General features: G+C 43.9%; 17 protein-coding genes and 1 pseudogene. 11 read left to right on the plus strand and 7 right to left on the minus strand.

The features are described 5' to 3' along the window. A partial coding sequence (locus tag WR49_RS12950; RefSeq protein WP_046224349.1) for a formate dehydrogenase accessory sulfurtransferase FdhD occupies positions 1–627 on the minus strand: 627 nt, incomplete at its 3' end. A 402-nt stretch (positions 628–1029) separates the two neighbouring features. On the opposite strand from WR49_RS12950, the gene WR49_RS12955 reads away from it, so the two are divergent. From WR49_RS12955 to cobB, 11 genes and pseudogenes are all read left to right on the plus strand, one after another. After that, entirely contained in the window at positions 1030–1494 is a 465-nt protein-coding gene (locus WR49_RS12955; RefSeq protein WP_046224293.1) for a DUF3305 domain-containing protein, read from the plus strand. Further along, positions 1484–2202 (plus strand): annotated as a pseudogene (locus tag WR49_RS12960) (DUF3306 domain-containing protein). The gene WR49_RS12955 and the pseudogene WR49_RS12960 overlap by 11 nt, the downstream one beginning before the upstream one ends. Positions 2203–2503: 301 nt before the next feature. After that, positions 2504–4165 (plus strand): 4Fe-4S dicluster domain-containing protein, encoded by a 1662-nt coding sequence (locus WR49_RS12965; protein WP_046224294.1) that lies wholly within the window; start codon positions 2504–2506, stop codon positions 4163–4165. A 9-nt stretch (positions 4166–4174) separates the two neighbouring features. Continuing rightward, positions 4175–4807: a TorD/DmsD family molecular chaperone gene (locus WR49_RS12970; protein ID WP_046224295.1), complete on the plus strand. Its 633-nt coding sequence runs from the start codon at positions 4175–4177 to the stop codon at positions 4805–4807. A 76-nt stretch (positions 4808–4883) separates the two neighbouring features. Further along, positions 4884–5084 (plus strand): twin-arginine translocation signal domain-containing protein, encoded by a 201-nt coding sequence (locus tag WR49_RS12975; RefSeq protein WP_046224296.1) that lies wholly within the window; start codon positions 4884–4886, stop codon positions 5082–5084. A gap of 10 nt (positions 5085–5094) precedes the next feature. Further along, positions 5095–7950, plus strand: a complete 2856-nt coding sequence (locus tag WR49_RS12980; protein WP_046224297.1) for a formate dehydrogenase subunit alpha — start codon at positions 5095–5097, stop codon at positions 7948–7950. 11 nt (positions 7951–7961) lie between these two features. After that, the gene (gene fdh3B, locus WR49_RS12985; protein WP_046224298.1) at positions 7962–8570 is read left to right on the plus strand and encodes a formate dehydrogenase FDH3 subunit beta; all 609 of its coding nucleotides are present in this window, start codon (positions 7962–7964) and stop codon (positions 8568–8570) included. A gap of 13 nt (positions 8571–8583) precedes the next feature. Next, positions 8584–9657 (plus strand): formate dehydrogenase subunit gamma, encoded by a 1074-nt coding sequence (locus tag WR49_RS12990; RefSeq protein ID WP_046224299.1) that lies wholly within the window; start codon positions 8584–8586, stop codon positions 9655–9657. Next, complete coding sequence (locus WR49_RS12995; RefSeq protein WP_046224300.1) at positions 9641–10057, plus strand: hypothetical protein; 417 nt, start codon at positions 9641–9643, stop codon at positions 10055–10057. Before WR49_RS12990 ends, WR49_RS12995 begins: the two co-directional genes overlap by 17 nt. 432 nt (positions 10058–10489) lie before the next feature. Continuing rightward, on the plus strand, positions 10490–11710 hold the full coding sequence (locus WR49_RS13005) for an ammonium transporter (RefSeq protein ID WP_046224302.1): 1221 nt from the start codon (positions 10490–10492) through the stop codon (positions 11708–11710). Between the two features lie 266 nt (positions 11711–11976). Next, complete coding sequence (gene cobB / locus WR49_RS13010; RefSeq protein ID WP_017057264.1) at positions 11977–12711, plus strand: Sir2 family NAD+-dependent deacetylase; 735 nt, start codon at positions 11977–11979, stop codon at positions 12709–12711. Between the two features lie 68 nt (positions 12712–12779). Here the strand turns inward: cobB and WR49_RS13015 are convergent, their stop codons facing one another. The 6 genes from WR49_RS13015 to potA form a co-directional block, all read right to left on the minus strand. Then, on the minus strand, positions 12780–13631 hold the full coding sequence (locus WR49_RS13015; protein WP_082082778.1) for a GGDEF domain-containing protein: 852 nt from the start codon (positions 13629–13631) through the stop codon (positions 12780–12782). 97 nt (positions 13632–13728) lie between these two features. Further along, positions 13729–14766 carry an extracellular solute-binding protein gene (locus WR49_RS13020; RefSeq protein ID WP_017057262.1) on the minus strand — a complete coding sequence of 346 codons (1038 nt, stop codon included), beginning with the start codon at positions 14764–14766 and terminating at the stop codon, positions 13729–13731. 211 nt (positions 14767–14977) lie between these two features. Further along, positions 14978–16012, minus strand: coding sequence for an extracellular solute-binding protein (locus WR49_RS13025; RefSeq protein WP_046224303.1), 1035 nt, complete (start codon positions 16010–16012; stop codon positions 14978–14980). 147 nt (positions 16013–16159) lie between these two features. Continuing rightward, positions 16160–16930 (minus strand): spermidine/putrescine ABC transporter permease PotC, encoded by a 771-nt coding sequence (gene potC, locus WR49_RS13030; RefSeq protein ID WP_009846722.1) that lies wholly within the window; start codon positions 16928–16930, stop codon positions 16160–16162. Beyond that, on the minus strand, positions 16930–17787 hold the full coding sequence (potB, locus tag WR49_RS13035) for a spermidine/putrescine ABC transporter permease PotB (protein ID WP_046224304.1): 858 nt from the start codon (positions 17785–17787) through the stop codon (positions 16930–16932). The genes potC and potB overlap by 1 nt, the downstream gene beginning before the upstream one ends. Continuing rightward, complete coding sequence (gene potA / locus WR49_RS13040; RefSeq protein ID WP_046224305.1) at positions 17771–18886, minus strand: spermidine/putrescine ABC transporter ATP-binding protein PotA; 1116 nt, start codon at positions 18884–18886, stop codon at positions 17771–17773. Before potA ends, potB begins: the two co-directional genes overlap by 17 nt. Between the last annotated feature and the right edge of the window lie 185 nt (positions 18887–19071).

Genomic DNA, 19071 nt, shown 5'->3' on the forward strand with positions numbered 1-19071 from the left:
ACCTGTGGTATAGAAGATCTTATCTTCACCTGACGCTTTGTTAAGCCACATCTCACCAGCCAATGTATCAACAGCATTGTGCCGGCCAACATCTTCAACAAACGATAGAACCTTGTCGTCTTTGCAAACCGCACAACCGTGCACCGCGCCTGCTTTCTTGTAGGTATCGTTGTAATGAGTCAACGCTTCAAGCGCTGTGTAGATTTCAGATTGCTTAATCTTGTTTTGAGGCACTTGGTAATCTTCCAACTGCTTCATTACGTTGCCATACATGGTGCCTTGACCGCAGCCAGAGGTTACTGTCTTCTTCTTAAGCGCTTGCTCAAGTTGGCTCGTATCTTCTTTGGTGATAACCGCTGCAGAGCTGGTTTCCCAATCGATGATGATAGATTCAACCGCTTCAGGGTCAGAAAGGAAGCTTTGGTTCTTCAAATAACCTAACACTAACGCTTCAGGACGTGAGCCGAGTGTCATCAGCGTGACTATCTCTTTCCAGTTCAACATGACCGTGAGAGGGCGCTCGCAAGCGATTTGTTTGGTTAACTTTTCGCCATATTCATCAAACACTTCAACTTCGATTGTCTGAAGTGGGTTTTCACTGGTTTTTATTATGTTTGGTTTTACCACAGTCATGTCCTACTTAATGAGACAGCGATGTTATGAGATAAGAAGTCAACAAGAGCCATCCTATGACTCTGTAGAATACATTTGTTCGCTGTAATTTGTTCAGTTTTAGTTTCACTTTAACTCAAGCATTTAGCAATTCTCATTCCAAAATAACGGGGATTCCAAAAAACATGAAGCATTTGATGAAAATAGCGCAAAATAAGAGAGTTCGTCGGGGGAGCTGTCTGAACTTACGAGTATCGGCTAACGTTATAGGGTTAACTGACTATTGAAAGGCATTATGTAGGATAGTCAAAGTTATCGTGTATTGGCGTGTTTATTGCTATGTAGGGGGTATATGATTGCGCTCGGTACAAAATGTCCTACGTGCATTCAGACCAAAGAAAATCAATTGGGTGAAGTATGTCTGAGATAAAAAAATACAAAGAACAATATGAAAAAACAGAAACAACTTGGCCTATCGGCGTCCAAAGAATAGAGAAAGAGGTCAAAACAGGTATCTGGGTCACGACTCAATGGGAATTAACTGGGTTTGAACTGTCGCCAGAAGACGATGCCCAAGATGTGTGTTTACTCCAATTACATAAAGACGAGCGTACAGACTATCGTTTCAACCTAAGCTCTCAGCAACCTAAGCTTTTCTTAGTAATGGATAATGTTGATTCTGGTGTTAAGCCCGTAATTCAGTTACTTACAGCATCACAAACCGTAGCAGGGCAGTACATGGACGGAGACAACCAAGTGCTGTCTTACGACATGCCTCTGCCCGTACAAGCTTGGATGGAAGCATTCATCGGCCGTCATGGCGAGTTATTAGAAGTAAGACGCAAGAAACGTAAAGGGGTGGGTAGATCAAATGGCAACTAATTTCTTTAGCCGTTGGTCTCAACGAAAACTTGATGAATCCACTGACGAGCCTTTTGAAGCAGAACAAACACTGGAAGAAATAGAACTTACCTCCTCAGATTCTGTATCTTCTGAGATTCTATCTACTGATCTTTCACCTGCTGCTGCCGCAGAAGCACCTCAGCCTTTAGAAAGTGATGCTTTAGAAAGTGATGCTTTAGAAAGTGATGCTTTAGAAAGCGATGAAGAAGCTCATGCTGTCGACTCCCAAGATACGGCATCAGAATCGACTGAAGATTTGTCTGTTGCTCAATTATTGGTGTCAGAAGCCTCAGAAAGCGTAAAAAAAACCGCATTACGTAAATTATTCCTCTCAGAGGAGTTTAACGTGCGTGATGGCTTGGACGATTACGACGACGATTACAGCAATTTGAAGACTCTCTCTGAAGGTGTTGCAGAAACGCTTCGCGATTGGGTAAAAGACAAGACAGAAGAAGACACAGTAAACGAATCAGATCAAGTTGCTGATAATGAAGAAGAAATTTTGATTGATGAGGTTGATGACTCTATTAACGAAGCCGAAGTGACCGAATCAGAACTCAGTGAAAGTGACGAAATTGCGGGGGAACAAAAAGAACTGTATAAAAATACAGTAACCAGCAATAATGATACTGTGACTAACGAAGATACTTAAAAGAAGTGAGACAAAATATACCACACAAAGAATAGGTACATTTTGACTAAACACTCAATGAGCCGCTTGCGACAAAATGTCCCAAGCGGCTTTTTTATTATCTAAAGAGACTCAGAATCACACTAATTCATTGAAAATAATGAATTATTAATTTGGCATGGCACTTGCTAAATATCGTTCATTATCGACTTTTTTGTAGATAGCTTGAGTAAGGTTGAATGGATAATGAATAGCTAACGAAACAATTAGCTGTTAACTGATTACTCAGCAAGTTCTCTAACGCTAACTACAATGAAGGTTGAACAGATTATCCATGTCCAAAGATGGAACTGAGCAATGCTTAAACAATTATTAGAACAAGCAACTTCAAATAACGCTAAAGCAAGACTGTATGCATTTGAAAATACAGTCGAATTAACAAACCTAATTCCACCGACAGTCAGTTATGAGAGCGGGGGAAATACACTCATTATTGGTCCAACTACGATCATCGAAAGTGCGGCTGCGCAATTACCTCAGCTAACTAGCCTAACTTTATTGTCGACAGATGGTGAAAAGGGCACAAACCCAGAATTGTACTTCGCGAATTCGGTTCAAGTATCCGGTTTCCTTGGCACGTTTGAAGTTGTGATCGAAAGTAAAGGCACATCAAGCAACCTAGCGAAAGTCGCGATTAATCACGATTGTTTCGATGTTGTTCTAGACCTATGTCTGAATAGCTGCATGACAGAAGAAGTGCCTGTACCGGGTTATTACCCAGTAGGCCGTGGCTATCCAAAACTGGCTGAAGCACTGGAAGAGATTCCAACGCTAATGGGCACATTTGATAAGCCTAAATTCTTCCGTTTAGACACAGACCTATGTGCGCACAGTTCACGTGGCGTTAAAGGCTGTGAGCGTTGTGTTGACGCTTGTCCTGCTGGTGCACTATCAAGTGAAGGCTCGGATAAGACGGGTCACAAGATCGAGATTAACCCTTATCTATGTCAAGGCGTCGGAACTTGTGCAACAAGCTGTCCTACAGAAGCGATTACCTATGCGCTTCCAAATCCTGACGATACCCAAAAATTCATTGAACGTACGCTAGCGAACTATGAGCAAGCGGGCGGCCTGGATCCTATCGTGCTTATCTGTAGCTCTCGTCATGAAACCTACAATGTGATGGCGTTAAAGGCACTGCCAGATAACGTGATTCCGATTGTGGTGGAAGAACTGCCATCTATTGGTATTGATACGTGGTTTGCAGCTTTGGTTAACGGCGCAACTCAAGTTCTGTTTGCTGCTTCTCGTTTTATGCCAGAAACCATCATTCGTGTTCTGAATAGCGAAGTCGGGATTGCTCAAGAACTGCTAGACCAAATCGGTATTCCAAAAGAAACCATCGATATCCTTTATCTAGAGTCGCTACGTGAAGGTCCTCCGACATTGTGTGTGGATTCATTCGATCTTGCACTTGGTGATCTTCAAGGCAATAAGCGTCAACGCCTGTTTACAGCACTTGATGCAATGTCTTCGTCTCGTATTCCAGTTGAGAACATTGTTGAGCTTCCTTCGAATGCACCCTATGGCACGGTTTCGTGTGAAAGCAAAGATTGTACTTTGTGTATGAGTTGTGTGGCTGTGTGTCCGACACGTGCTCTGCATACCGATGGCGCATCTCCATCCCTTAAATTTGTTGAACAAGACTGTATTCAATGTGGTCTGTGTGAAAAAGCATGTCCTGAGAATGTTCTCACTCTGACTCCACGTATGAATTGGGTGAAAGAAGAACGTCAACAAGCGGTTGTGATTCATGAAGAGAAAGCAGCGGAATGTTTACGTTGTCATAAGCCATTCGCACCACAGTCTATGATTGACATGTTACAGGATAAGTTACGCGGTCACTCTCATTTCTCAGACGAGACAGCAATTAATCGTATTGCGATGTGTGAAGACTGTCGTGTAGTGGACATGTTCGACTCAATGGCTCAAGACCCATTGAATCAATTGAAATACTAGGAGTTGGCATTGGAAACTAATTTAGATCAAGAACAGACACTAAGAACTGAAATCTATTTGGTTCTTTCTGCATTGTTTCGTAGCGCACCTTCTGAAGAGCTGATTGATTTCCTAAAGACGCTAGACATTGAAGCGTCTGAGAGTGCGATGCAAAAGGCTTGGATTGCGATTCAACAAGCGGCAACCGAATCAAACCGCGAAGCACTACAAGATGAATATCAGAATCTTTTCATTGGCATTGGTCGTGGGGAGATTGTTCCATTTGGATCTTGGCATAGAACAGGATCGATGATGGAAAAACCATTAGCTGAGATCCGTCACGATCTTGAATTGCTTGGCATTGAGCGTGATGAGCAGGTTAAAGAGCCTGAAGATCATATCGCGGCTCTTTGTGAAGTAATGGCGATGCTAACCGATGAAGAAGAAGCGCTTCAACAAGCCGTTTTCAATAAGCATCTTGGTCCATGGTTTAACTCTTTTACACGTCAGCTTGAAAGTGCAGAGAGCGCGAACTTCTACAAATCGGCAGCTCAGCTGTGTGAAGCATTCTTAACGTTGGAACAGGTTCGTTTTAGCGTTAATACAAAAAGCAGTAAGCATAAATTAAAGATTGATGTGAAAAACGTCACTGATTACGAGTAATCGAGCAGTACGCGATTATATCGATAGAGGGGCATGAAGCCTCCAAAAAGATCTACCGCAAGGTAAGGAAGCAATGATGAAAGATAATAAAGAAATAGATACAAGCCGTAGAGACTTACTCAAAGGTTTAACGACTGCAGCCGTTGCTGGTGCCGTTGTCGCTGGTACAACGAAGGTGGCAACTGCGTCAGAAACGGTTGAAATGCCGAAAGAAGACATGAAGAAGACGGGCTATCGTGAAACGCAACACATTCGCGATTACTACGACACACTTTAGGAGATAACGGATGAAACTTGTCAAACGCTCCGATAGTGTGAGCAAAGAAACCAATCAGTTAGGTGTGTCTCGTCGCGCCTTCATGAAAAATACTTCATTGGCTGCTGGTGGCGCAGTGGTAGGCGCAAGTCTATTCGCTCCGGGCATGATGAAGAAAGCACAGGCTAAATCAGTCGACCCTGAAGCGAAAACAGAAGTGAAACGTACGATCTGTTCTCACTGTTCTGTGGGTTGTGGTATTTACGCTGAAGTTCAAAATGGCGTATGGACGGGTCAAGAGCCTGCTTTCGATCACCCATTCAACGCTGGTGGACATTGTGCAAAAGGTGCTGCACTGCGCGAACATGGCCACGGTGAACGTCGTCTTAAGTACCCAATGAAATTGGAAGGCGGTAAGTGGAAGAAGCTTTCTTGGGAACAAGCGATTGAAGAAATCGGCAACAAGGCGCTAGAACTTCGCAAAGAGTCTGGCCCTGATTCGGTTTACTTCCTAGGCAGTGCAAAACACAGTAACGAGCAAGCTTACGCATTCCGTAAGATGGCGTCGCTTTGGGGAACGAACAACGTTGACCACCAAGCGCGTATTTGTCACTCAACCACAGTAGCCGGTGTTGCGAACACTTGGGGTTACGGTGCAATGACAAACTCGTTCAATGACATGCACAACTGTAAATCAATGCTGTTCATTGGCTCGAACCCTGCAGAAGCTCACCCAGTTGCGATGCAACACATCCTGATCGCGAAAGAAAAGAACAACTGTAAGATCGTGGTTGCGGATCCTCGTCGTACGCGTACTGCTGCGAAATCTGATCACTATGTTTCTCTTCGCCCAGGTTCAGATGTTGCCTTCATTTGGGGCATCTTATGGCATGTATTTGGAAACCAATGGGAAGACAAAGAGTTCATTCGCCAACGTGTATTCGGCATGGACGAGATCCGTGAAGAAGTCGCGAAGTGGAGCCCAGCTGAAGTTGAGCGCGTTACTGGTGTAAGCGAAGAAGACGTTTACCACACTGCAAAACTACTTTCTGAAAACCGTCCGGGTTGTATCGTTTGGTGTATGGGTGGTACTCAACATACTACGGGTAACAACAACACTCGTGCTTACTGTGTACTTGAGCTTGCACTAGGTAACATCGGTAAGTCAGGTGGTGGTGCAAACATCTTCCGTGGTCACGATAACGTACAAGGCGCAACTGACCTTGGCGTACTATCAGACACGCTTCCAGGTTACTACGGCTTGTCTGAAGGCTCATGGCGCCACTGGTCGAAAGTTTGGGACGTAGACTTTGACTGGATTAAAGGACGTTTCGACGACAACACATACGGCGGTCAAAAACCAATGAACAGTGCAGGTATTCCTGTCTCTCGTTGGGTTGATGGCGTACTCGAAGACAAAGACAAGATTCGTCAACGCGAAAACATCCGTGCCATGTTCTACTGGGGTCACGCAGTGAACTCTCAGACTCGTGGTCCAGAGATGAAGAAGGCGATGCAGAAGCTGGATATGATGGTTATCGTTGACCCATACCCAACAGTCGCAGCGGTAATGAACGATCGTACTGACGGCGTTTACCTGCTTCCAGCTACTACTCAGTTTGAAACCTACGGCAGTGTAACGGCATCAAACCGTTCGCTTCAGTGGCGTGACAAGGTTGTTAATCCTCTGTTCGAATCCAAGCCTGACCACGAAATCATGTACCTTCTTTCTAAGAAGCTTGGTTTCTCTGATCAGCTGTTCAAAAACATCCGTGTTGAGAACAACCAACCATTGATTGAAGACATCACTCGTGAATTCAACAAAGGTATGTGGACGATCGGCTACACAGGTCAAAGCCCAGAGCGTTTGAAAGAGCACCAACAAAACTGGCACACGTTTCACAAAACCACGCTTGCTGCAGAAGGCGGCCCAGCGAATGGCGAAACTTACGGTCTGCCTTGGCCATGTTGGGGCAACCCAGAGATGAAACACCCCGGCACACATATCCTTTACGATACGTCTAAGCCTGTTGCAGAGGGCGGCGGTAACTTCCGTACTCGTTTCGGTGTCGAATTTGAAGGTCAAAGCCTGTTAGCTGAAGACAGCTACTCAAAAGGCAGCGAAATCAAAGATGGCTACCCTGAGTTCAGTGACAAACTACTGAAACAACTGGGTTGGTGGGACGACCTAACAGCAGAAGAAAAAGCCTCGGCTGAAGGTAAAAACTGGAAGACTGACGTTTCTGGTGGTATTCAACGTGTGGCTATCAAGCACGGTTGTATTCCGTTTGGTAATGCAAAAGCGCGTGCGATTGTTTGGACATTCCCAGATAGAGTGCCACTACACCGTGAGCCACTTTACACACCACGTCGCGACCTAGTCGCTGATTACCCAACGTGGGATGACAAAGAAGCAATTTTCCGTGTTCCTACGTTGTACAAGTCAATTCAAGACCAAGACAAGTCTGGTGAATACCCGATTATCCTGACTTCTGGTCGTCTGGTTGAATACGAAGGTGGTGGTGACGAAACTCGTTCTAACCCTTGGTTAGCAGAACTGCAACAAGAGATGTTTGTTGAAGTAAACCCAAAAGACGCAAACGACATCGGCTTCAAAGACGGTGACGATGTTTGGGTCGAGGGCGCAGAAAAAGGTCGTATTAAGGTGAAAGCGATGGTCACACGTCGTGTGAAACCGGGTCTGGCGTTCATCCCATTCCACTTCGGTGGTAAGTTCCAAGGCGAAGATTTGCGTTCTAAATACCCAGAAGGCACTGATCCTTACGTTATTGGTGAAGCTGCTAACACAGCAACCACATATGGTTACGACCCTGTCACGTTGATGCAGGAAACGAAAGTAACCCTTTGTAATATTCGTAAAGCGTAAGGAGTCTTAAAATGGCTAGAATGAAATTTCTTTGTGACACCAAACGTTGTATCGAATGTAACGGCTGTGTCACTGCATGTAAGAATGAAAACGATGATGCCCTGGAATGGGGTATTCAACGTCGCCGCGTTGTGACACTGAACGACGGTGAACCGGGTGAAAACTCAATATCAGTAGCGTGTATGCACTGTACTGATGCGCCTTGTATGGCAGTTTGTCCTGCAGACTGTTTTGAACATACCGAAGACGGCATTGTACTTCACAATAAAGATCTTTGTATCGGTTGTGGTTACTGCTTGTTTGCTTGTCCGTTTGGCGCACCTCAATTTCCTAAACAGGAAGCCTTTGGTGAGCGCGGTAAGATGGACAAGTGTACCTTCTGCGCTGGCGGCCCTGAAACAGAACCAGGTTCTGTTGAAGAGCGTCAAAAATACGGTGCGAACCGTATTGCTGAAGGAAAGCTACCAATGTGTGCTTCGCTTTGTTCGACAAAAGCGCTACTTGCTGGTGATGCTGATCAAGTCTCTGATATCTTCCGTCAGCGTGTTGTAGAGCGCGGTGCGAAAGGTGCCGGTTGGACAGACGGCAACGACCTTTCTTACGATGCGATGAAGAGCTAGTTAGGAGAGACATATGCTTACAATGTTTAAGCGTCTCTTCCTTGTAGTGCTGCCAATGTTGGCAGCACTAACAGTGCTTTCTCCTATGAGTCATGCATCTGAGACGAACTCATCACAAACTCAATCGAATAGTGCAGAAAGAGAAATCACACAACTTGCTGGCGCCGATTTTTGGCGACAAGTAAGAAACGGTGAGGAAGGCTACACCACATCTCAATCTGCTGAGCACGGTGTGTTAATCAGTGCCCCTGGGCAAACATGGTACATACTGAAAGAGAAGTGGATGTCGCCAGCCGGCGCTGTTGCTATCTTTGGCAGTATTGCTTTCGTTACTCTAATGTACGTTGTGATTGGCCCACTAATGCTGAGCGCACCAAGAACAGGCCGTAAGATCAAACGTTGGTCTCGACTTGACCGTGCTTTGCACTGGAGTATGGCGTTTACCTTTTTAACACTGGCGTTCAGTGGTTTGATGTTGGTTTACGGTAAGCACTTCTTGAAGCCGTACATTCCAACGGACCTTTGGGGCTTCATCGTTCTATTGGCCAAGCAATACCACAACTACATCGGCCCGATCTTCTATGTGTTATTGATGTGCGTACTGATCAAATGGTGGCGCAAATCGATTTTCAAAATGGTCGATATCCAGTGGTTCATAAAACTGGGTGGTATGGTCGGGAAACATAAAGGTTCTCATCCATCTGCAGAGTTTTCTAACGCGGGTGAGAAAGCGCTATTCTGGCTATTGATTGTTATGGGTAGTGTCGCTGCGATCAGTGGCTTGGTTTTGGACTTCCCAATTTTTGGTCAAACTCGACGTGATATGGAGCTTTCAAACCTTGTTCACATGTTGGCGGCTCTGATCCTTATTTGTGGTTTCGTGTTCCACATCTACATCGGCCTGTTCGGTATGGAAGGCGCGCTAGAAGGTATGGTAACTGGAGAAGTAGACGAAACCTGGGCAAAAGAACACCATGACCTTTGGTACAAAGAAGTGATGGAACAAGAGAAAAACGGCGTTGAACAAAGCGCGAACGCAGTAACAGAGAAAAGTGAAAGGGTGAATAAAAATGAACAAACCTCATAAAGGTATTTGGGTTGCTTACATCCTTAGCTGCTTCACACCGTTTACTTGTCTGATCTCTGGCGTGATTGCGATTGTCTACGCGGGCTATCGTTTAGATAAAGGTGAAGACGGTGAAGTCGTGGATACCCATTACTACGGCTTGATTCGCTCGTTCTTCTTGAACTTAACGTTCTTTGTGGTGCTTATCGTAACGGTAGCGACCTCTAATGGTGTGTTGATCGGTGTGAATGATTACTGGTATCAAAACCATATTATCGATTACATCGCTTACTACATTCCATATGTAGGTATGTTATTCGGTGGTATCGCAATTGTGGTTTGGTTTATCCGCATGTATCAAGGTATGCAGCGTTTAAGTCAAAACCTACCTCAAAACCCTTCAACAGGACCGAACCTCTAGCTCTAACTAGCAAGCGAATGGAAGAGTTAAGCTTCGAACTAGCGCGATAACGACTTGTCCAGAGCAATAGTCATTTATAAAGCCCAGTGATTCATTTCACTGGGCTTTTTGTGTTTAAACACCTAGATAACTACAAGCAGCCCTGAGTCACTCAACTCTGAATAAAATTCGCCCCATTGACCGCTTCAATATGGTGCAACTCCCTCTGTTGGTGCAATCGTTCATGTGGCTTTTTCGCCCTCTAAGAGCCAAGAACGTGCAGCGGGAAATTTATTTATTTTTAATCAACAACTTAAAAGTCAATTCTATTGCACGAAAATTACGCCACGCAGTTGGAACACATCTTGCGTTCACTGTTGAGTCTTTAATTAATTACATCATTGAATCGCACGATATCAGTGCAAATCAGATAAAGCGAAGGAGAATGCTTTAATGAGTGAAACGGTGACTCAAGTTCATAGTGCAGTACAAACCCTTACCCAAAGTTCAGATACTTTATTCCTATTACTCGGTGCCATCATGGTCTTCTTGATGCACGCTGGCTTCGCCTTTCTCGAAGTCGGTACTGTTCGAAAGAAGAACCAAGTCAATGCGCTGGTTAAGATTCTCTCGGATTTTGGTGTCTCCGCTATTGCTTACTTCTTTATCGGCTACTGGGTCGCTTATGGCGCGCACTTTTTTACCGATGCTGAAACGCTATCACAAGGTAATGGATACGAACTGGTTAAGTTCTTCTTTCTAATGACCTTTGCAGCGGCTATCCCTGCGATTGTTTCTGGCGGTATCGCAGAGCGTGCACGTTTCTATCCCATTTTGATTGCGACACTGTTTACCGTTGGTTGCATCTACCCATTTTTTGAAGGCATCATTTGGAACGGTAACTTTGGCTTCCAGGCGTGGCTAGAAGGCCAATTTGGTTACGGATTCCACGACTTCGCGGGCTCTGTTGTTGTTCACGGCGTTGGCGGTTGGATTGCATTGGTCGCAGTTTACTTCCTAGGCATGCGCAAAGGCCGTATCCGCGCTGGCAAACACACCAACTTCGCACCGTCGAACATTCCATTCTTAGCTCTGGGTTCGTGGATCTTATGTGTGGGTTGGTTTAGCTTCAATGTGATGTCTGCTCAGGCTATTAATGGCATCAGCGGCCTAGTTGCGATGAACTCATTAATGGCAATGGTCGGCGGTATTCTTGCGGCGCTTGTGGCAGGAAAAAATGACCCAGGCTTTATCCATAATGGGCCTTTGGCTGGTTTAGTCGCGATTTGCGCTGGTTCAGACTTGATGCACCCACTAGGCGCTTTGGTGACGGGCGGCGTTGCAGGCGCTTTGTTTGTTTACTTGTTCACGTTCATGCAAAACAAAACACAGATTGACGATGTATTGGGTGTGTGGCCTCTACACGGCGTGTGTGGCGCTTGGGGTGGCATCGCAGCTGGCATCTTCGGTCAGCAAGTATTCTGGGGGCTAGGGGGGGTGAGTTTTGCTTCTCAGGTTGTCGGTACGTTAGCTGGTATAGCTGTTGCTCTGACTGGCGCTTTGATTGTTTATGGCGTGCTGAGCAGACTAACTGGCTTACGTTTGAGTGAAGAAGAGGAGTTCAACGGTGCGGACCTTTCAATTCATAAAATCTCTTCTATCAATGAAGACTAACGCTAGTTGCAGCGTTGAGTTGTAAGCTATTCAAGTAAATATAAATTAAGAAAACAGTGAATAATAAGCGGCTTTGGCCGCTTTTTTGTGTCAGTTGAAAACACATCGAAAGCTTCGGTAAGAAAGCCAAGCGATAGCCAATCGAGTTATGTCACAAATAACCAATGAATTCAGTTGGCTAAGACTATGGTCTAATTCCTAAAACTATTGTTGAAATTTGATCAGTGCTAAGCTGTTACAAAGTGACATATTGAAAAGGACGTTATATGCATTTCCCATATCGAAATATCGTAATTCTTACTGGCGCAGGTATTTCAGCGGAGTCAGGGATTCAAACATTCCGAGCACAAGACGGGCTATGGGAAAACCATAAAATCGAAGATGTCGCGACACCTGAAGGCTTTGAAAAAGATCCTGACTTAGTACAAGCTTTTTACAACAAACGTCGTTCCGGATTGCAAAGTGACAGCATTCAACCAAATTCAGCCCATAAGGCGCTAGGTGAGCTTGAAGACAAACTCGATGGCAAAGTCACGATCATTACTCAAAATATCGATAATCTGCATGAGAGAGGCGGTAGCAGCAATATCATTCACATGCATGGTGAGCTACTAAAAGCACGCTGTAGCGAGTCTAATCAGGTTATCGAACATAAAGATGACATCGACACTGGTGAGCTTTGTCATTGTTGCCAGATTCCCGCGCAAATGCGTCCACACATTGTTTGGTTTGGCGAAATGCCTCTAAGAATGGGCGACATATATTCAGCGTTAGAAGACGCAGACTTGTTTATCTCAATCGGTACATCAGGTGTGGTTTATCCAGCGGCCGGTTTTGTACATGACGCTAAAATGCATGGCGCACATACTATCGAAATAAACCTCGAACCAAGTGCAGTTGAAAGTGAGTTTGAAGAGAAGCGTTACGGCAAAGCAAGTATCGAAGTACCTAAACTGGTTGGTGAACTGCTGAGCACGGAGCCAGGATCTTTAACGGCTTAATTAAGGTATAAAACGACGACAGGCTGAGGCTGGTCGTTGTTATGCCAGCTCTACCCGAGCAGCGTCTACTAGGAACCATTTAGGGTAAACAAGTAAGTTGTCGTTTTGTTTGTGTATATCCATACAAAACACTTAAAACTCGTCTGTGTCAGAGCGCTGGGCTTTTTCATGACATACATAGCTTTATCAGATTCAATCAATGCTTGTTTAAAATTTTCTCGTTGGGCAACTTCGATACCGTATGAAAATGATATGTCTTCATCAAGGAGTAAGTTGGTAACTTGTTTAATAAACTCCCCACCGCGGCCAAGTTGAATGGTTGCTACAAACTCATCGCCGCCAACACGAAACACCATTTCATCTTCAAGTACTACCTGATTTAGTGCTTGAGAAAAACGAACAATCATTAGATCACCGACTTGGTGCCCTTGGTGATCATTCACTTGCTTTAACCCATCTAAGTCGAAATAAATCAGCTCAAATTCTTCAAGCTTAATCGCATCGAACTTTTTACGATTATATAGTCCTGTAAGCTCATCTTTCTTACTTTGGTCTTTTAAGTGGGTATTTAATTTAGTGATACCGATGGCGATTAACAGAAAAGCAATTTGAAGTAAGCCATCTTCGAGAAAGGTATCAATTAGCTCATTTCGGTCAGCCCATTCATCGAGATATTGGACTTCACTCGATACATCATAAAATAAATTAAAGATAAGTAGCAGTGAGCCGAGCATAAGTGTTCTATTTCGGCGAATAGAACGGCGAGCAACAAAGCAGATATATGTCGTAATGACGAACGTATTCGTTTCAAAGAACAGATCGTAATTAGAATCAACTTGAATAAGTGAGTTCAGCCCAAACAAAAGGAGTGACGTTAGAAGCGTTAAAATCACAATGAGTAGAATAGGGTTTGTTGGCATAACAAATAATACTCCGTATTGCTTCCTTTTAATCTTCTATAAAGTGTAGATAAAAATAAAGCGGCTTACGCCGCTTTATTAACCTATCGGTAAAAATCTAGTTGTTTACTTTAAGTTTTTGGAAGTACTCGTCATAAATGACGCTCGCTTCGCCAACTTCATCTTGCCAAACGCCGTTATCCATCACTGATTGTGGTGGGAAAATACTCTTATCTTCAGCAAATTCTTTAGGAAGAAGAGGGTAAGCCGTTTTAACTGGCGTCGGGTAGCCGATCTCTAGAGCAATTTTAGCTGCGTTTTCAGGACGAAGAAGGAAGTCGATCATTTTATGTGCCGCTTCAGTGTTCTTAGCGCCTGCTGGAATCGCTAGGCTGTCCATCCAGAAAATAGCGCCTTTCTCTGGCCAAATAATGTCAATTGTTGCGCCTTCTTGACGCGCCATGTAAGCAGAGCCATTCCAAAGCATACCAAGAGATACTTCACCCGCTAAGAAAGGGTTCGCAGGGAAATCTGAGTTGAATACCAATACGTTTGGCATTAGCTTACGCAGTTCTTCGTACGCTTCTTTGATTTCTTCAGGGTTAGTCGTGTTTGGAGAGTAACCTAGCTTAGACAGGGCAATGTGGAAAACCTCACGAGAGTCATCCATCATCATCAATTGACCTTCCCACTGCGTATCCCAAAGATCACCCCAGCCTTTAACTGAAGACTTATCTAGCATATCTGAGTTAATGCCAATACCTGTTGCGCCCCAAATATATGGGATCGAGTAGTTGTTGCTTGGGTCAAATGGCTTATCTAAGTAATTTGGGTCCAAATCTGCAAAGTGGCTTAGCTTGGTTTTATCAAGCTCTTGAAGCATGCCTTCTTTACGCATCTTAGAAACGAAGTAAGTCGAAGGAACCACTAGGTCATAACCTGTACCTTGAGTTTTTAACTTAGCGTACATGCTTTCGTTAGACTCATAGGTTGAGTAATAGACTTTAATGCCAGTTTCTTCGGTGAAGTCTTTTAGTACTTCATTTGGAATATATTCAGACCAGTTGTAAAAATACAGTTCTTGGTCAGCTGCGAAAGAGGGCGTAGAAAGTAAAGTAGCAGCACACAATGCGCCGGTATACAGTGTCTTTTTCATTACTGTTCCGTTCATTTGTTTGATTTGGAGCTGGGTAGTGAACCCAAAGTAAAAGGATTTTTAAAAATCGCGCTAGATTATATCAGCGATATAACAAAATAGGCAGCCTAAGCTGCCTATTCATTGATATTATTATTTTTAACTTGTTGATTATATAGATAGACTTGTTAAGTAAATCAATTGCTTGCTGCCTACTGGATAACACACTCGCTTACTGACCCGCCTTAAGCTTCATGAAGTAATCTTCGTACTTCACGGTCTTGTTGCCAACCGCTGCTTGCCATTCAACACGGTCAAGGTCTTCTTGCGATGGAAAAAGAGCAGGGCTGTCTTTGAACTTATCATTAGACGCTTTAACTGCCGTTAGGTAGCCAGTGTCACGAGAGATTTGCTCTGCGATTTCAGGGCGAAGTAGGAAGTCGATCATCTTATGAGCCGCTTCTACGTTTACCGCGCCAGAACTAATTGCAAAGTTATCAACCCAACCGATGCCGCCTTCTTTAGGGAAAATCAGTTTCATTGGCAAACCTTCATTTTGCGCTGCAGCCGCAGAACCGTTCCAAAGCATACCAAGACCTACTTCACCTGCCATGTACGGTGCGCCTGGGTTGTCTGAGTTAAAGACGAGAACGTTTGGCATTAGCTTTTGCAGCTCAGCGTAAGCTTCGTCGATCTCTTTCTCGTTGGTTGTATTACCTGAATAACCTAACTTGCGCAGTGCGATGTGGAACACTTCACGCGTGTCGTCCATCATCATCAGCTGACCTTCAAGCTCAGGTTTCCATAGGTCAGCCCAGCTTTGGAAGTCTTCTGGGTCGTACATGTCTGTGTTAACAGCAAGACCTGTGATCGCGACTACGTGTGGAATAGAGTAGTCGTTGTTCGGATCATATGGCTTATCTAGATAGTTTGTATCTAGATTCGCAAAATTGTTTAGCTTGGTTTTGTCGATCTTTTGAAGCATGCCTTCGTCGCGCATTTTAGACACGAAGTAGGTTGAAGGAACCACAAGGTCGTAACCTTTATTGTGTGTTTTTAGCTTTGCGTACAAAGTTTCATTCGACTCGTAAGTCGAGTAAATTACCTTGATACCAGTTTCATCAGTGAACTGTTCTAGAATCTCACTGTTGATGTAAGGCCCCCAGTTCATGAATACCAATTCTTTGTTATCTTTTGCAAAAGATGGTGCAGATAACATTGAAAGCGCACATGCACTACCAGCCAATAGAGTAGCCCATTTTTTCATTGACGTTAGCTCCAAACTAAACGTGGCCCGAAGGCACTAGATAGAAAAACAGAATGGCAATTTACCATTCTGTTTATGATTAACACTTTGTAGAACATGAAGTTTGTTAACTTCTTATCAAGTCCGTCTTTATATAGAATAGGAGACTTATTTGATCTTCTCTCTCGCTAGTAACTGAGAAATAATCACCAGTACTAACGACACCACTAACATCACTGTTGCTAGGGCGTTTACCTCAGGAGAGATACCCACTTTAACCATTGAGTAAATCTTCAGTGGCAAGATTTCATAGGTTGGGCCTGTTACGAAAGAGCTGATGATCACATCGTCCAGAGACAAAGTGAAGCTCAATAACCAACCCGCAGCAACTGCTGGCTTAGCAAGAGGTAAGATGATCTGTTTTAGGATCGTCCATTCGCTCGCGCCTAAGTCTTTTGCAGCTTCTAGCATCTTCACATCAAAGCCATTCAAACGACTGTAAACCGTAACAACAACGAACGGCAGACAGAAAGTAATGTGCGCCGCAAGTAGAGTAAAGAACCCCAGTTGAACACCCATTACCAAAAATAGTGCAAGAAGCGAAATCGCCATTACGATATCTGGTGACATCATCACGATGAACAACATGCCATTTACGATGCCTTTACCTTTGAATTGGTAACGGAATAGGGCTACTGCTGTAAGGCTGCCGACAATCGTTGCGGCTGTTGCTGAGAACACCGCTACGTTGATCGAGTGCCACGCAGCCTGCATTAGGCTGTCGTTGTTAATCAGCGCGTCATACCACTTAGTGGTGAAGCCACCCCATTTCATACCAAACTTATTGGCATTAAATGAGTTTGCAATCAATACAATAATAGGTAGGTAAAGAAACGCGTATACCAGCGCCATAAAGCTGAACTTAACTGTACGACCCATTAGTCTAGCTCCACTTTCTTATTCAATAGCTTACCTGCTCGGTAGTAGGCGTATAACATCACAGCCATTGCCATGGTCAATGCGATACTGGTTGCTGCGCCAAACGGCCAGTCTCGAGCGTTGAGCACTTGGCTCTTAATCACGTTACCAATCAATAGGTTCTTAGCGCCGCCTAATAGGTCAGAGATGTAGAACATGCCTAACGCCGGAAGAAGTACTAATAAACAACCGCCGATAATGCCTGGCATCGTTAAGGGTAAAACAACCTTCAATAGCGTTTGAAGTTTATTCGCACCTAAGTCTTTAGCCGCTTCTAAATAAGTATCGTCTAGCTTTTCAATCGCTGAGTACAACGGCAAAATCATGAACGGGAGTAGGATATACACCAAACCGATCATTACTGCTGTTTCTGAATACATGATACGTAGCGGTTTATCGATAATGTCTAACGCTAACAAGCCCTTATTCAACACACCTTGAGTACCCAGCACCACTTTTAGTCCGTAAGTACGGATCAAAGAATTAGTCCAGAATGGCACAATCACTAGGAATAACATGATTGGACGCCACTTCGCAGGCATTTTTGCCACGATATAAGCGAACGGGTAACCAATAATTAAACAAAGTAGGGTTGCGACAATTGCCATATAGAAAGAGTGCACCAACACTTTAAAATACAGCGGGTCAGCCAAACGCACATAGTTATCGAGAGTGAAGGTCATCTCGATCAAGTTCGCTTCATCACGAGTTAAGAAGCTAGTACCGATGATCATGATGTTTGGAATCATCACGAACAGCACTAACCAACCTGTGATTAAAGCAACAATTGCGTTTTGTAAATTAAACTTCTTGCTCATCTTCTAATACCACTTCCCAGCTCTCAACCCAAGTTACTGCAACTTTTTGGCCCAGTGAGTGATCAACATCAGGGTCATCTTCGTTGAAGAATTCGCTAACCATGACACGCATACCAGATTCAAGTTCTACGACTGAATCTAATGTCATGCCTTTATAGGTTCGCTCGACAATGTGGCCAACAATACCGCGTTGCTCAGACTCTTTAATTTCTTCGATACGAAGATCTTCAGGGCGAAGCAATACTTGCAGTCTTTGACCCGGTGTTACGTCTTTATCGTGATAGATAATGGACTCTTCACCTTCGATTGTCGCAACAATGCGTTTTTCATCTTGACGAGATTTTGCTGTCGCTTCGAATACGTTAATTTCACCAATGAAACGTGCTACAAATAGGTTCTTCGGCTCTTCGTAGATCTCTCTTGGTGTGCCATCTTGTTCAATCACGCCATCACGCATAACAATGATACGGTCAGACATAGACAGCGCTTCTTCTTGGTCGTGTGTTACAAAAATGAAAGTGATACCAAGTTGGCGTTGTAATTGTTTCAGCTCAATTTGCATCTGTTTGCGTAATTTGTAATCAAGAGCAGATAGAGATTCATCCAATAAAAGGACTTTTGGCTTATTCACGACGGCACGAGCGATTGCGATACGTTGCTGTTGACCACCGGATAGCTGGTGTGGTTTTCGTTGTGCCATTTGTTCTAAACGCACCATTTTTAAAGCATCCATTACACGAGGTTCAATCTCGTTGCTTGGAACTTTCTGCATGCGTAAGCCAAATGCCACATTATCGAAGACTGTCATATGCGGGAATAGGGCATAGCTTTGGAATACAGTGTTAACATGCCTTTGTTCAGCAGGAACTTGAGTTACATTCTGACCAGCTAATAGTATTTGACCACTATCTGCAGTTTCAAAACCCGCAATCATTCTTAATACGGTTGTTTTACCACAGCCTGATGGGCCTAAAATCGTGAGAAACTCACCATGATTTACGTTTAGATCAAGATTGCCGATGACTTCTTTACCATCGAAACTTTTACTAATGCCACTAAGTTGTACGACTGGCTTTCCTACTGATTTTTTAGCTTTCAACGTCTGTTTTTCTCCACCTTGGTTCTTTTTGACACCTGTTGCTATACACTTTTAAGGCGCGCATCATAATCACCAAAAACGTGAATTCAAAGCACTTTTTACCATTCGAAGATAAAAAATTTCGCAGGTAAAAGTAAACTTCTTTGACCATACTGATATTTACAAGCTTTACAGCCAAATAAGTG

This window comes from Vibrio sp. ECSMB14106 (genome assembly GCF_000972265.1).
Classification (GTDB): Bacteria; Pseudomonadota; Gammaproteobacteria; order Enterobacterales; family Vibrionaceae; genus Vibrio; species Vibrio kanaloae.